The sequence below is a fragment of the Salinicola sp. genome, assembly GCF_982684285.1.
The window spans coordinates 1-12,824 of the sequence record NZ_CEXLVS010000111.1 but is presented as its reverse complement, the minus strand read 5'-3'; the positions used below and the strand labels follow the sequence as shown (position 1 = coordinate 12,824).

15 protein-coding genes and 1 tRNA gene are annotated in these 12,824 nt (G+C 63.4%); 7 read left to right on the top strand and 9 right to left on the bottom strand.

Translation table 11 applies throughout. The annotated features are described in order from the left end of the window. Window positions 1-406: ATP-binding cassette domain-containing protein (locus AC3AYF_RS11285; protein WP_487779743.1), on the bottom strand; the 406-nt coding region annotated here is incomplete at its 3' end. A 180-nt stretch (window positions 407-586) separates the two neighbouring features. After that, entirely contained in the window at window positions 587-3,370 is a 2,784-nt protein-coding gene (locus tag AC3AYF_RS11280) for a bifunctional acetate--CoA ligase family protein/GNAT family N-acetyltransferase (protein WP_487779742.1), read from the bottom strand. Between the two features lie 154 nt (window positions 3,371-3,524). On the opposite strand from AC3AYF_RS11280, the gene AC3AYF_RS11275 reads away from it, so the two are divergent. From AC3AYF_RS11275 to AC3AYF_RS11255, 5 genes are all read left to right on the top strand, one after another. After that, the gene (locus AC3AYF_RS11275; RefSeq protein ID WP_295037290.1) at window positions 3,525-4,460 is read left to right on the top strand and encodes a histone deacetylase family protein; all 936 of its coding nucleotides are present in this window, start codon (window positions 3,525-3,527) and stop codon (window positions 4,458-4,460) included. Between the two features lie 110 nt (window positions 4,461-4,570). Then, on the top strand, window positions 4,571-5,203 hold the full coding sequence (locus AC3AYF_RS11270; protein WP_149434828.1) for a helix-turn-helix domain-containing protein: 633 nt from the start codon (window positions 4,571-4,573) through the stop codon (window positions 5,201-5,203). A 62-nt stretch (window positions 5,204-5,265) separates the two neighbouring features. Further along, window positions 5,266-5,601 (top strand): DUF1244 domain-containing protein, encoded by a 336-nt coding sequence (locus AC3AYF_RS11265; protein ID WP_295037291.1) that lies wholly within the window; start codon window positions 5,266-5,268, stop codon window positions 5,599-5,601. Next, the gene (gene moaB / locus AC3AYF_RS11260) at window positions 5,598-6,128 is read left to right on the top strand and encodes a molybdenum cofactor biosynthesis protein B (RefSeq protein WP_295037292.1); all 531 of its coding nucleotides are present in this window, start codon (window positions 5,598-5,600) and stop codon (window positions 6,126-6,128) included. The genes AC3AYF_RS11265 and moaB overlap by 4 nt, the downstream gene beginning before the upstream one ends. After that, complete coding sequence (locus AC3AYF_RS11255) at window positions 6,121-7,320, top strand: molybdopterin molybdotransferase MoeA (RefSeq protein WP_295037293.1); 1,200 nt, start codon at window positions 6,121-6,123, stop codon at window positions 7,318-7,320. Before moaB ends, AC3AYF_RS11255 begins: the two co-directional genes overlap by 8 nt. Window positions 7,321-7,365: 45 nt before the next feature. On the opposite strand, the gene AC3AYF_RS11250 is transcribed toward AC3AYF_RS11255, so the two are convergent. The 6 genes from AC3AYF_RS11250 to AC3AYF_RS11225 all read right to left on the bottom strand — a co-directional run bounded on the left by AC3AYF_RS11250 (window position 7,366) and on the right by AC3AYF_RS11225 (window position 10,169). Beyond that, window positions 7,366-7,914, bottom strand: coding sequence for an acyl carrier protein phosphodiesterase (locus AC3AYF_RS11250; RefSeq protein ID WP_295037294.1), 549 nt, complete (start codon window positions 7,912-7,914; stop codon window positions 7,366-7,368). A gap of 15 nt (window positions 7,915-7,929) precedes the next feature. After that, complete coding sequence (locus AC3AYF_RS11245; RefSeq protein ID WP_295037295.1) at window positions 7,930-8,280, bottom strand: TusE/DsrC/DsvC family sulfur relay protein; 351 nt, start codon at window positions 8,278-8,280, stop codon at window positions 7,930-7,932. Then, complete coding sequence (tusB, locus tag AC3AYF_RS11240) at window positions 8,280-8,570, bottom strand: sulfurtransferase complex subunit TusB (RefSeq protein ID WP_295037297.1); 291 nt, start codon at window positions 8,568-8,570, stop codon at window positions 8,280-8,282. The genes AC3AYF_RS11245 and tusB overlap by 1 nt, the downstream gene beginning before the upstream one ends. A gap of 16 nt (window positions 8,571-8,586) precedes the next feature. Then, on the bottom strand, window positions 8,587-8,973 hold the full coding sequence (gene tusC, locus AC3AYF_RS11235; protein ID WP_295037298.1) for a sulfurtransferase complex subunit TusC: 387 nt from the start codon (window positions 8,971-8,973) through the stop codon (window positions 8,587-8,589). Beyond that, window positions 8,970-9,365: a sulfurtransferase complex subunit TusD gene (gene tusD, locus AC3AYF_RS11230; protein WP_295037300.1), complete on the bottom strand. Its 396-nt coding sequence runs from the start codon at window positions 9,363-9,365 to the stop codon at window positions 8,970-8,972. The genes tusC and tusD overlap by 4 nt, the downstream gene beginning before the upstream one ends. A gap of 132 nt (window positions 9,366-9,497) precedes the next feature. After that, window positions 9,498-10,169 carry a Bax inhibitor-1/YccA family protein gene (locus tag AC3AYF_RS11225; protein WP_110599747.1) on the bottom strand — a complete coding sequence of 224 codons (672 nt, stop codon included), beginning with the start codon at window positions 10,167-10,169 and terminating at the stop codon, window positions 9,498-9,500. A gap of 165 nt (window positions 10,170-10,334) precedes the next feature. On the opposite strand from AC3AYF_RS11225, the gene AC3AYF_RS11220 reads away from it, so the two are divergent. After that, window positions 10,335-10,425 (top strand) — tRNA-Ser (locus AC3AYF_RS11220). Window positions 10,426-11,529: 1,104 nt separating this feature from the next. Further along, complete coding sequence (locus AC3AYF_RS11215; RefSeq protein ID WP_295037304.1) at window positions 11,530-12,129, top strand: hypothetical protein; 600 nt, start codon at window positions 11,530-11,532, stop codon at window positions 12,127-12,129. A 6-nt stretch (window positions 12,130-12,135) separates the two neighbouring features. Here AC3AYF_RS11215 and AC3AYF_RS11210 read toward each other — a convergent pair whose 3' ends face one another. Next, entirely contained in the window at window positions 12,136-12,537 is a 402-nt protein-coding gene (locus AC3AYF_RS11210) for a hypothetical protein (RefSeq protein ID WP_295037306.1), read from the bottom strand. Window positions 12,538-12,824 lie beyond the last annotated feature (287 nt).

The following is a 12,824-nucleotide window of genomic DNA, read 5'->3' as shown; positions in this document are numbered from 1 at the left end:
CGAGTCCATATTCGGCGTTAATCTGCACCGTGCGGTGCGGAAACAGCGCGAAGTTCTGGAACACCATCGAGAAGTGTCGGCGACGGCAGTGGAGCAGCGCCTTGTCGCTGAGCTGGGGAATATTCTCGCCGCCGATGATGATGTCGCCCTCGGTGGGCTCGATCAGACGATTGAGGCAGCGGATCAGCGTCGACTTGCCCGAGCCGGAGAGCCCCATGATGACGAGGAGCTCGCCTTCCCGGACATCGAAGTTGATATTGGAGAGCCCGAGGGTCTGCCCGGTCTTTTCGAGGATCTGGGCGCGGTTGAGGCCCTCGTCGCGTAGCTTGAGTGCTTTCTTGGCGTCGTCGCCGAACACCTTGCTCAAGTTCCGCACTTGAATCTTGGTTTGCTGTGTGTCGGTCATGTCAGGCCTAAGGTTGGCAAAGCAGAAAATGCCCTTCACGCGGTCGTCACGATGCGTGTCGAACGGTATCTGTTAGTGTTGTTAGGTTTCGTATCATACGGTTTTATCAATAACCCTTCAAATGACAATATCTTATAATTGAATGAGCGTTCAAAGCCTGCTCCGGTTCCTCCTTCCCGATCAATCCAGAGCCGCGTCGAGGCGATGGCGCTGCCAGTCGCTCTGCGGTTCGTTCAGCTTCAGCGTGGCTTCCACCGCGCCCTCCTCGACGTTGGTCCGCAGCGTGAACCCGAGCGCGGTCAACAGCCGCCGCATCGGCAGGTTGTCGCTGAGGATCGTCCCGACCATGACCAGCGTCCCCACCTGCCGGCTGTAGTCGATCATCTTCTGCATCAATCGGCGTCCCAGGCCGATGCCATGGAGATCATCGCGAACGATGATCGAGAACTCGGTGCGGATGTTGTCGGAGTCGTTCCATACCCTCACCACGCCGAGCATCTCCTCCTGTCGCGCAGCCGTGCCGACTTCCCCGCCCTGCTGGCTGGGAGCCTGCTCGACACGACGCACCGCAATGAACGCCATCTGGCGGTCGTAGTTGATCTGGCTCAGTTGTGACAGCTCCCGGGGTGACAGGACGGCCTTGTGATGGAAGTAGCGGTACCGGATGCTCTGCTCGGAGAGGAAGGTATGGAAATGGGTGATCAACGGCGCATCCTCGCCACGAATCGGCCGGATTTCGATCTCCATGCCGTTCAGTGTCACGGTCTCCCGCAACTGCTCCGGATAGGGCATGATCGCCTGGATCGACGCCGGCCCCAGATCGAGCGCGAAGTCGACCGCCATCATCCCTTCGTGATTGAGCAGTAGCGGATTGATCTCGAGCCCCTTGAGGCGCGGCAGATCCGAGGCCATCTGGGAGAGCTTGACCAGCAGGCGGGCGACCCAGCCGACGGCGCTGTCCGGGTCCTCGCTGTGCTCCCGGATCAGGCGGCCCGCCCGCGTGCGGTCCAGCAGCTCTTCCGCCAGGCGCATGTTGAGCGGCGGCAGCGCCGTCTGGCGGTCGGCCATGACGTCGACCTTGTAGCCCCCCATGCCGAACACGATGACCGGGCCGAATTCGGCATCCCGCGTGATACCGGCACACAGCTGCAGCGACCCCTTGCCGCGCTGCATGGTCTGGAGGCAGTAGCTGTAGATGGGGCTGTCCGGCAGCGCTTCGCCGACCCGGGCCTCCAGCCGCACGACGGCGTCCACCACGCTGCCCGGCTGCTCCAGATCCTGAACCAGCGAGATCGCCTGCCGCCGGGACTCGCCCCAGTAGCGAAACGGCTCGCAGTTGTCGCGATGGACGATCTTGACCGCCCAGGGGCCTTGCAGTCGCTCGGTGGCACGCTCCGCCTGCTCCAGGTCGAACACGTACTCGCTGGGGGCGCACTCGATGCCGTAGGCGGCCAGTACGTCGCCGGTCTCCTGGTGGGTCAGCCGGTCTCGCCGACGGGCCAGGGCGTCGTCGATGAGCGCGTGACAGCGCTGCCGGCTGTCGGCACTGGAGTCGAATGGCAGCGAGGGAGGCGTCTCCTGCAGTAGATGCTGTACCTGGCGATAGCGCACCAGGTGGAGAAAGGCCCTGACCGCCTTTTCCGGGGACACGTAGCTGGGAATGCCGGCGCGATTGCAGGCCGCGCGAGCCTCGAGCGCCTCCTTCAAGCCCATCCAGCTCACCAGCAGGCGGTGGCGTAAGCGCTGGCGCGCGTCGATCAGGGCGTTGGCCGTTGCCAGCGACGGCGCCAGCCGCGTCGGGGCGTGGAGGACCAGAACCGCGTCGACGTTGGGGTCGCGGGTCACGATCTCCAGCGCGCTCAGATAGTCGTCCGGGGTCGCGCTTCCACCCAGGTCGACCGGGTTGCGTCCCGGTCTGCTGACATCCAGCCGGCGCGCCATCAACGCCTCGGCGGTGCCCTCGCCGAGCTCTGCCAGCCGGCCTCCGCCATCGATCAACCTGTCGATCGCCAGCAGCGCGGGGCCCACGCCGTTCGACACGATCGCCAGACGGTCGCCTTTCGGTGGCTTGAGCCGCGACAGCGTCTCCAGGGCATCGAACAGCTCGTCGGAATCACCGACCCGCACGACCCCGGCCCGGGCCAGTGCGGCATCGACGATGCTATCTCGACGATCGACACCGGCAGTCGGCGGTACCGGACTGAGGGTCGCCTCGGGGGTACGCCCGCTCTTGATCGCCAGTACCAGGCGATTGCGCGACGACTCCCGTAGCGCCGTCATGAAATGACGTGCATTGGCGAAGGCTTCCAGATGCAGCAGCAGCGCGCGGCAGCGGCCGGACTGGTTCAGATAGTCGATGAGGTCGGGCAGCTGCACGTCGAGGCTGTCGCCCAGTGTGACAAGATGGGAAAAGCCGATCTCGCGACCGGCGGCCCAGTCGATCATCGCGTTCCCCAGCATGCCGGACTGGCCGAGGTAGGCGACGCTGCCATCGCCTATCGGCTGGCTGGCGTAGGTGGCGTTGAGCTTCATGGAGGGAACGGCGATGCCCAGGCACTCCGGCCCGAGCACCCGCATGCCGGAGCGCAATGTCGCCCGTTGCAGTCGCGCGCGCAACGCTCTGCCGTCGCTGGAATCGGCGTCCAGCGATGCTCCCCCCGATACGATCAGCGCTGCCCTGACCTGCCTGCGCCCCAGCCGCTCCAGCACCGTCGGAACCCCGCTCAGCGGCGAGCAGACGACGGCGAGATCGGGAATCTCGGGGAGATCGGCGATACGCCGGAAGCAAGTCACGCCATGAACCTCCTGGTATCCCCGTGGGTTGACCGCCCAGACCGGCCCTGCAAAGCCGGCCTGCAGCAGATTTTGCAGGACGATTCCCCCCATCGATTCCGGCTTGGGGGAGGCGCCGATCACCACCAGTGATCTCGGCGCGAAAAAACGGCGCAGGAATTGCGTGGCCACCGCGAACCTCACGACGTCGACAATGATGCGTTCAACCCTACACGGTCACGTCATCGAGGTTCAGACCCTAGACCAAAGTCGCAGCGAGACGATGTGACTTGTTGCGCCGGCCTCGCCCAGAATGGAGCCACCTCGAACCGGCCGGCGAGTCCCAATGATCACCTCCTATCTCACCCATCCCGACATCGCGCTGCACGACATGGGCTCCCATCATCCGGAGTCCCCCATGCGACTCGAGGCCATCCGCGCGAGACTGATGCTCAGCGGCGTGCTGCAGCAGACGATGCAGTCGGAACCCGGCCCGGCATCGGTGCTCCAGCTGGAGCGGGTGCATGCCCCAGATTACCTCAGTGCGCTGAATGCCCAGCGACCGCAAAGCGGCCTCCAGCAACTCGATAGCGACACCCGCATGGGGCCTCACTCACTGGACGCGGCATCGCTCGCGGCCGGCGCGGCGGTCCGCGGTGTCGATCTGGTCTGCGGCAACCGCGCCGACAACGTGTTCTGCGCCGTCCGTCCACCCGGCCATCACGCCGAGCGCGCGCTGGCGATGGGTTTCTGCTTCTACAACAACGTCGCCGTGGCGGCCGCCCATGCCAGGGCCGCCCACGGCATCGAGCGGATTGCCATTCTCGATTTCGACGTCCATCAGGGCAACGGCACGCTGGATATCTTCCATGACGATCCGGCGGTGCTGGTCTGCAGCAGTTACCAGGAGGCGTTCTATCCGTGGCGCTACCTGACCGGCGCGTGGCCCAACATCGTCAACACCCCCTTGCCTGCCGGCACGGGTAGTCGGGGGTTCAGAACCGCCGTCGAGCAGCACTGGTTGCCGGCGCTGGAGCGTCATCGCCCCCAGTTGGTGCTCCTCTCCAGCGGTTTCGATGCCCACCGTGACGACCCGCTGGGCCAGCTGGCACTCGATCACGAGGATTTCCACTGGGTGACTGCGCTCGCCATGGATGTCGCTCGCCGTCACGCCGGCGGCAAGCTGGTCTCGGTGCTGGAGGGTGGATATCACCTCAAGACCTTGCCACTGAGCGTCGAGGCGCACCTGATCGCGCTGCTGGGCCACGCCTATTCGGTCTGAGGTGTCGCAGAGGTCGTTCTCGGCGCAGAGCCGCCGCCTCACGCTGTGATATTCTTGCATTCCGACACGAGACAACGACTCGACACTCCACGCTCCCGACAGAGAGTTTCATGGCCGCCAGTAACGATCAGGATGCCGCACTGCGTATCGCCGCCGGTCGCAAAGCCTTCGTCGAGCCCCTGCGCCTGGGCGAACGGCTCAAGGAGATACGGCTCTCGAACCAGTGGACATTGGGCGACGTCAGTACGCGTACCGGTCTGGCACGTTCGACGCTGTCCAAGATCGAGAACGACCAGATCTCGCCGACGTTCACCGCCGTCCAGAAGCTGATTACCGGCCTGGGCATCGATCTCCCCCAGCTGCTCAAGCCGACCAAGCCCAGACGCCAGTCCAGCGGCCGACGCGATCTCACCCCGCGTGGCGACGGCAAGCGGCACCCCACCCCGACCTACGAGCACGAGCTGCTCTCGTGCCAGCTGGCGCAGAAGCGGATGATCCCGTTCAAGACCATCGTGCGGGCGCGTCGCTTCGAGGAGTTCCAGGAGTGGGTCCGCCACGACGGCGAGGAGTTCCTGATGATCCTCGAAGGGGAAATCCTGATTTACTCGGAACTCTACGAACCCCTGGCGATGGCGGCCGGCGATTCGCTCTATTTCGACAGCGACATGGGCCACGCCCTGGTCTCCACGAGTCCGAACGATGCCGTGGTGCTCTCGGTCTGCACGCCCGGCGATAACGACTGACCGAGACGCCACGGTCATCCGGCCCTGAATGCCAACCATCCTCCACGACAGGAGTTGCTGCCATGCACCACCTCGATGAGCAGACCCGCACCGAACTGGAAGCCGCCGCATTTCGCCGGCTGCTTCGTCATCTTGACGCGAACAGGGACGTCCAGAACATCGATCTGATGATCCTGGCGGATTTCTGCCGCAACTGTCTCTCCAAGTGGCTGGTCAGTGCGGCCGAGACGCGCGGCGCCGAGCTGGATTATGAAACGGCGCGGGAGTACGTCTACGGCATGCCCTACGCCGAATGGAAGGCTCACCATCAGGCGCCGGCGACCGATGAGCAGCTCGCTGCGCTGGAGGCGCGCCAGGCACGCAAGGTCGGGGCCGATGGCGGTCGGGAGGCGTCATGAGCGAGTCGCCCATGATTCCGCTGTCGATCGCGGTACTGACGATCTCGGATACACGGGACGAGGCTGGCGACCGCTCCGGGCAGACCCTCGTCGAGAGGCTCGAGGCGGCGGGACATCGCCTCGCCGAGAAACGCATCGTGCCTGACGACGTCTACCGGATCCGGGCCGTGGTCGCGGGATGGATCGCCGACGATGACGTGCAGGTCGTGCTGACGACAGGCGGCACCGGATTCACCGGCCGCGACTCCACGCCCGAAGCCGTCGCCCCGCTACTCGACAAGCACATCGAAGGGTTCGGCGAGCTCTTCCGTCAGCTCTCGTTCGAGGAGATCGGCAGCTCGACCGTGCAGAGCCGCTGCCTGGGCGGCCTGTCCAACGCCACCGTGATCTTCTGTCTGCCCGGTTCCACCGGCGCCTGCCGCACCGGCTGGGACCGGATTCTCGAGGAGCAGCTGGATAGCCGCCACCGACCCTGCAACTTCGCCAATCTGGTGATCCCGGGACGAGGCACGCAGGATCATGGCTGAGAGACCCCAAGAACTCCAGAGCGTCGAGCGTGCCCTGGAAGCGCTGCTCGAGGGCGTCTCGCGGCTCGAAGGCGAGCGCATCGCCTGCCCGGACGCCGACGGCCGCGTGCTGAGGGACGACGTGCGGGCCGCCATCGATGTGCCGCCGGCGGACAACAGCGCCATGGATGGATTCGCGCTGGCCAGCGCGGACAGTGGCAGGCAGCTGCCGATCTCCCAGCGTATCCCCGCCGGCCAGCCACCGCAGCCGCTGATCCCCGGCACCTGCGCACGGATCTTCACCGGCAGCGAGATACCGGCCGGGGCGGATTGCGTGGCAATCCAGGAAAACGTCGAACTGGTCGGGGAGAGCGCGATCGTTCCCGTGACCCAGGCCGGGCAGAACGTGCGACGTCGGGGGCTGGACGTGACCACCGGGCAGCCGCTGCTCACCGCCGGCACGCGACTGGGTGCCGCCGCGCTGGGGTTGCTCGCCGGCCAGGGGTGCTCGACGGTCGACGTGGTCAGGCGGCCGAAAGTGGCACTGCTGCTCACCGGAGACGAGATCGTCGAGCCCGGCCAGCCCCTGGCCCGCGGACAGATCTACAATAGCAACGGCCCGATGCTGGCCACCCTGATCCGGCGCTTCGGTGGCGAACTGGTTAGCCAGATCCGGGTTGCCGACGATTTCGACACCACCCTGGCGCGGCTGGAGCAAGCCGCGGCCGTTGCCGATGTCATCGTGACCACGGGCGGTGTCAGTGTCGGCGAGGAGGATCACGTCAAGCCGGCTCTCGAACGGCTCGGAACGCTCTCGCTCTGGCGCCTGGCAATGCGGCCGGGCAAGCCGCTGGCGCTGGGGACGATCGGTTCCGCGCGCCTGGTGGGGCTGCCCGGCAACCCGGTATCGAGCTATGTCGGCGCCTGGCTCTATCTGCGGCCGCTGCTGGGCAGGCTCCAGGGCTGCCATGACCTGGAGTCGCTCCCGGTGATCGGCGCCGAGGCCCAGTTCGAGACCCGAACCCAGGGGCGACGTCACTACATGCGCGCCAATCTCGAGTTTCGAGGGGAGCGCATCCTCGCCACGGCTTACCCCGAGCAGAGCTCGGCGGTCTTGACCTCCTGCGCAGAGACGAATGCCTTTGCCGTCATCCCTGCCGATAGCCATATTCGCCCCGGCGATCGGGTCGACTGCCTGTGGCTACAGGGCTAGATCAGCGGCGCGCCAGCCCCAGCGCCCAGACGCCGGTGCGGCGATTCACTCGCGGAATCGCTGCTGCATGTCGGGCCACAGGGCGACGAAAGCGGCTTCGAGGCTGGCGTACTCCGCGCGTAACCAGGGCGTCAGCGCAGCGAGCTGATTGGGGCCGCGCAGCCGCTGGCCGATGCCGGCAATGGCACGGCAGGTGAAATCGAAGTCGGCGTAGCGCTGCAACCAGTCGCCGTCGATCATGGCAGGCACCATCCCCTCGAGGCGCGATGGCGCCCGCCGCTCCCCGAGCACTCGATAGCAGCGCTCGACCAACCGCGCATCCGGGTAGCGGCTGGCCAGGAAGTGGTCCCAGACCAGATCCAGCGCGATTCCGGCAAAACGTCGCTGGGCCTGCGGCGCCATCCGCAGCAGACGCAGCACCTCAGCGTGACGGTCGATGGCGGCATCCACCTGGCGATGGTGGCGAATGCCCGCGGCCACGGCCGGCGGCCACGACTCCAGATGCGCGCCCTTGACGCCGTCGGCAACCAGATTGCCGTAGAGGAAGTCGTCGCTGCCTTGACGTGAAAGCCAGGCGTGGGCAAGGAAGTTCATGGCGCTAATCGGTGGCTAGAGGCAGTTGGTCGGCTTGGGCAGGCCTGCCAGGCGGGCTCCGACCTTGGCCGGGCTTTCGGGGAACAGCCGCATCAGGTGGATCGAGTTGCCCTTCTCCTCTCCCAAGGCCTGCTTCACCGCCTTGACCAGCGGGCGCATGGCCGGCGCCGTCTCGAAGCGCCGGTAGAAGTCGCGCAGCACCCAGATGACCTCCCAGTGATCGGGCGTCAGCTCGCGCCCCTCGTCCGCGGCCAATGCCTCGGCGACGCGCTCCGACCAGTCGTCGAGCGAGACCAGGTAGCCCTCGGGATCGAGGGCGACAGGATGGCCGTCCACCATCAATGTTGTTGCCGTCATGGTCGCCATCAGAACCAGCTCACGCAGCGTTCGTGGGTCTCCGTCAGCGCCAGGAAGCCGTTCATGTCGATGACACCGACGGAAGGATCGATCCGCTCGGCCAATCCTCGGGAGACCAGATCCTCCTGGAGCACGGAGACGCGCCCGCCGAAGGGTTCGAGTGCCGCGCTGGCCGAGGCCTGCGCTGCGTAGCAGGCGTCCTCGATCAGCAGCAGGTGGTCGTCCGCGCCGAAAGCTTCGCTCAGATCCTGGTAAGTGGCGGTCGATCGCGGGGACCGGTTGAGCAGATGCAGCATCATGAACGTCGTTCCGAGCCTAGAAAATCAAGGTGTGGGGGTGGCGCTGGAGAAGCTCCGTCACGGCGCTGGCCTCCAAGGGTACCACCGGCAGCATCAGGTCGTCCGCCGAGAGGCCGCGTTCGTTCAGCCCCCTGGCGCTGACCCACAGCGTCTCGATGTCGTACATCTCCAGCATGGCGAGCTGCGGATGGGTGCCCTTCTGGCCCAAGGCGCCGGCCTGTTGCCCCTTCAACAGCGCGTAGATGCCATCCCCCTGAAACAGCAGGCCGACGCGTTGGCCGAACGCCGCGGCGACCAGCGCCACATCCAGCCCTTCGCGCAGCCAATGGGTACCGTGGGGCGGATGGCGCAACACCACCAATAGATCCTGCGGTACGGGGCGGGAGGTAGAGACGTCGGTCATGGCGCGAAGGTGATCATTCGGTCACTGGTCAGCATGGCATCGATGAGCTGGCCGACACCGGTCAATTCGAATGGGGCCTCGAGGCTGTGCGACACCGCTCCATGACGGTTGGCTTCGCTGACGTCCAGCAGCCCCCGTCGCAACCCGGCTGCCACGCAAACCAGCAGCTCGGTGCCATGTTCTTGGTGAAGCCGCTTCCAGCCGTCGGCCAGGTGCACCTCGTCCTGCGGCGGTGCCATCAGGGCCGAAGCGTTGTGGACGCCGTCGTGATAGAAAAAGACCGTCTTCATTCGATGACCATTCGCCACGACGGTGTCGGCAAAGCGTAGCGCCGACAACGCCGCCTGGTGACTGTAGGGCGCGGCATGTAACAGTAACGCGTAATTGAGCATGACGACCGATGGTTCCGTGCAAGCTGCCGGGATAGATCTGCAACGACAATGGTACCAAACGGCGAGGCCCCACCGTAGTGGGGCCCCGTTTCCGTCGATATCGAGCCGTGCGTCGATATCAAGCCGTTAAGGTCAGTCGCGAGACATGACCCCCAGGATCGACAGCAGGCTGATGAACAGATTGTAGATCGAAACGTAGAGCGTCACGGTCGCCAGGATGTAGTTGGTCTCCCCGGCACGATTCACGATTTCACTGGTCTGGTACAGAATCGCCGCCGACGAGAACAGCACGAAACCGGCGGAGACTGCCAGCGCCAGGCCCGGGATGTTGAAGATCAACGCGGCCACCATGGCCAGGACCAGCACGATGGCGCCTGCCATCATGAAGTTGCCCAGGAAGCTGAAATCCTTGCGCGTGATCAGCGCCACGGCCGATAGCCCCAGGAAGGTTGCGGCGGTCATGCCCAGCGCCGTCATCACCAGCTGTGCGCCGTTGGGAATCGACAGGTAGAGGTCGATGATCGGCCCCAGCGTGAAGCCCATGAAGCCGGTGAAGGCGAAGATCGCCGCAATGCCGGCACCGGAGTTGGCGGTCTTGTGGACCAGGAACATCAGGCCATAGGCGCCGATGAAGAATACGAAGATGTTGAGTTGCGTGACGCCCATGGCCATGGCGACGCCAGCGGTCACGGCAGAGAACAGCAGTGTCATGGCCAGCAACATGTAGGTGTTGCGCAACACCTTGTTGGTGCTGACCGCACTCGATCGGCGATCGGTGATGTCGTGCGACGTTCGGTAATCCATTTGTCGTCCCCTCAGTTCTGTTAATACTCACCCGTAGACCAGAATGCCCTTGCAAAGTTCCCCTGACAAGCGTTATACGCTCGCGTCAAAGCGAAATAACTCCTTGAAAGCTAAAGAACCTATTGACGCGCCCCGATAAGCTGGTAGTATTCCCCGCCGTAAGCCGGAGGGATGGCAGAGCGGTTGAATGCACCGGTCTTGAAAACCGGCGTAGGTTAATAGCCTACCCAGGGTTCGAATCCCTGTCCCTCCGCCACTTTTCGAGAAAGGTCAGCTACTTAGCTGGCCTTTTTTTCTGCTTTCTGAGCCCGTTCAGCTTACGCTGTGCTCGCATCAAGGGCTTGCGCAGCTTAAGGATGTCGCCCTTGCTCCTGGCCAGAGCACTTGCTTTTCTCCATCGGTCCATCTTCCCCAGCTTATTGACATCGGAGTAGGCACGCTCAGCTCGGCGGCACGAAAAACCGCACCACCGTGTCGCTATTCATTGCCATTGAACTCTTCGTCTTCCAGGGAAGGGAAGAGGTTATGTCCTCGCCGGGCTGGATACGGTCAGTGATGACGTCGACCTGAGGCCGGACCAGATAGCCAGGTTGTTGATCAGGCTCCTGGCCGTGGCGTTGTAGGTATCCTGGATGTCAGTCATCAGCTCGAGAATCGCCTGACCCCAGAACGAGCCTGGCACCGGTTGCTAGCTAGCCTTGTGATACGGCCGGCTGCCAAGCGCAGTCGCGTTTGATGACGCAGCGCACGACGTGCTGACCGATCAGAATCGACGTCCAGGCCGTACGCCTGACGTTCGAGACGGATAACGCGTTCGATTCTGCTTGTACCGTGACCGATGCATTTCCCTATGTAGTCTAGGTCGAGATCGATCTCGATGACGTCGCCGGTCTTCGTCATGACCTCGCGCGTTCCCTTGTTTAGTTGCGCGGTCAGCCTGTCAACGAAACGGGTGTTGAAGCTGCGCCACTGTTTCGAGGGTTTCGCGATGGATCTAAACGATGGCCGCGTTTTCGGTCGCGGCACGTTCTACGATGTCATATTCCGGTGTCCCGGACTCGCCGGCATCCTGTCGCGAGAGCTTCGCTCGCGTGTGCTACTGGATGGCCTGGGTCAGATCTTTCTCCCAGCCCGTACCACCTGGGACTTGCTGGGCCCGTGCTTGTCGGCGAGCTGCTGCAGTGAGAATCGGCCGGTCCGGTAGTCTGACTCGACAGCTTCCCAGTCGTGGCGTTTGCCCTTCGGCTTTGCCACTTGTCGTCAGGACGCCTCACGGCGTGCTGCTCCTATTTTGCTTTTGATCCAGGTGCACCCTATTCTCCGCCATCTGACACAAGTGGCTGAAAAGAGAGCGGTGCTAATGGCCGATTACATATCCATAGCTGTGGCCGTATTTGGCATCATTGTCAGTGCTGCAGTGGGTTTCTACGTTGGTCAAGCAGGGCGAAAACAGTCAAAGCAGCATCATTACGTGAACCTGCGAGCAACAATTGGTCAAGAACTGGCATCACGAATAGAAAGCAACGAAAAGAAGTGGCCCGACCTGCTGCTTAAGAATCTACTCGCCGACTATAGTAGACGCTTCATCCCGGTCGAACACGCAACTTTAGTCTTTCAGCGCGGTGTTTTGAATCCTGGCCTAGACTATCTCTCCCTCGGCTCTGGATTACTGGGACTAGATCCCTATACATCGGCTTTTTTTACTAAGCGAAAAAGCTTGGCCTGGTATCGGCGGAACCGGAATAGGTGGTTCTCCGCATATTGGATCCTGGCAGCGCTAACTGTGGGCTACCCTCCCCTCTTTGATCAATTCACAGAGATAAATAATCTGGAAACTGGCAACAAAATCCTTCACTTGGTTGTAACGGTAGGCCTGATCATAGCTTCTGCCTCGCTCGCGGCTGTAACGAAACGAAAAGTCGATCTCTATCGAAGCCTCAAATTCCTAGTGGACTTGTAAGTACCATCAAGGTTGTCCGGATAACCGAGTCTTGACCGCACCCATGAATGACGGCGGCTTGGCGCCGGTGCGCTCGCTGTAGACGTCATTGATCCGCTTTTCGCGGGCCAACTGCCGTTCGTAGTCGGCTTCCTGCATGTCGAGCCGGTATTCGTAGTCGGCCGCCTGGTCCTCGAGTCGCTGCTGGCCGGTCTTTTCGGCGACCGAAAGAGCGCGTTCCAGTTCGTTGGCGCGCGAATCGGCGTTGAACCACAGATAACCGGTGACGATGACGCCGATCACGGAGACCACCATGAGGCCGTACGACACGTTGCCGCGGCGGCGCTGGTGGTCCGCCCTGCCTGATTCCCGGTCGGCGCGCTCCCGCTCTCGCCTCACCTGGTCGTGTAGAGACTCACTGCCCGGCATCATCATCTCCCTTGAGAAACACCCTGGCCGCTGCCTTCGATGCCGCCCTTATCCGAGCGACAACGGCACTCCGGACAACTTCAGGACCAGCAAGACCGACAGCAATTCCAATAACCATCGCCCAGGTTTCGTTGAAGTCCACAAGGGCGGTCACTGGAGCAGATACGCTGACTACGGCATCGCACATAAACGCCTCCGAAGCCGCCGGGGGCGATGATCGACACCCCACTGGTACACAAAGCGGAAAACAGCAGAGGCGCATCCGGCGTAGATCCAAGGGGCATTGG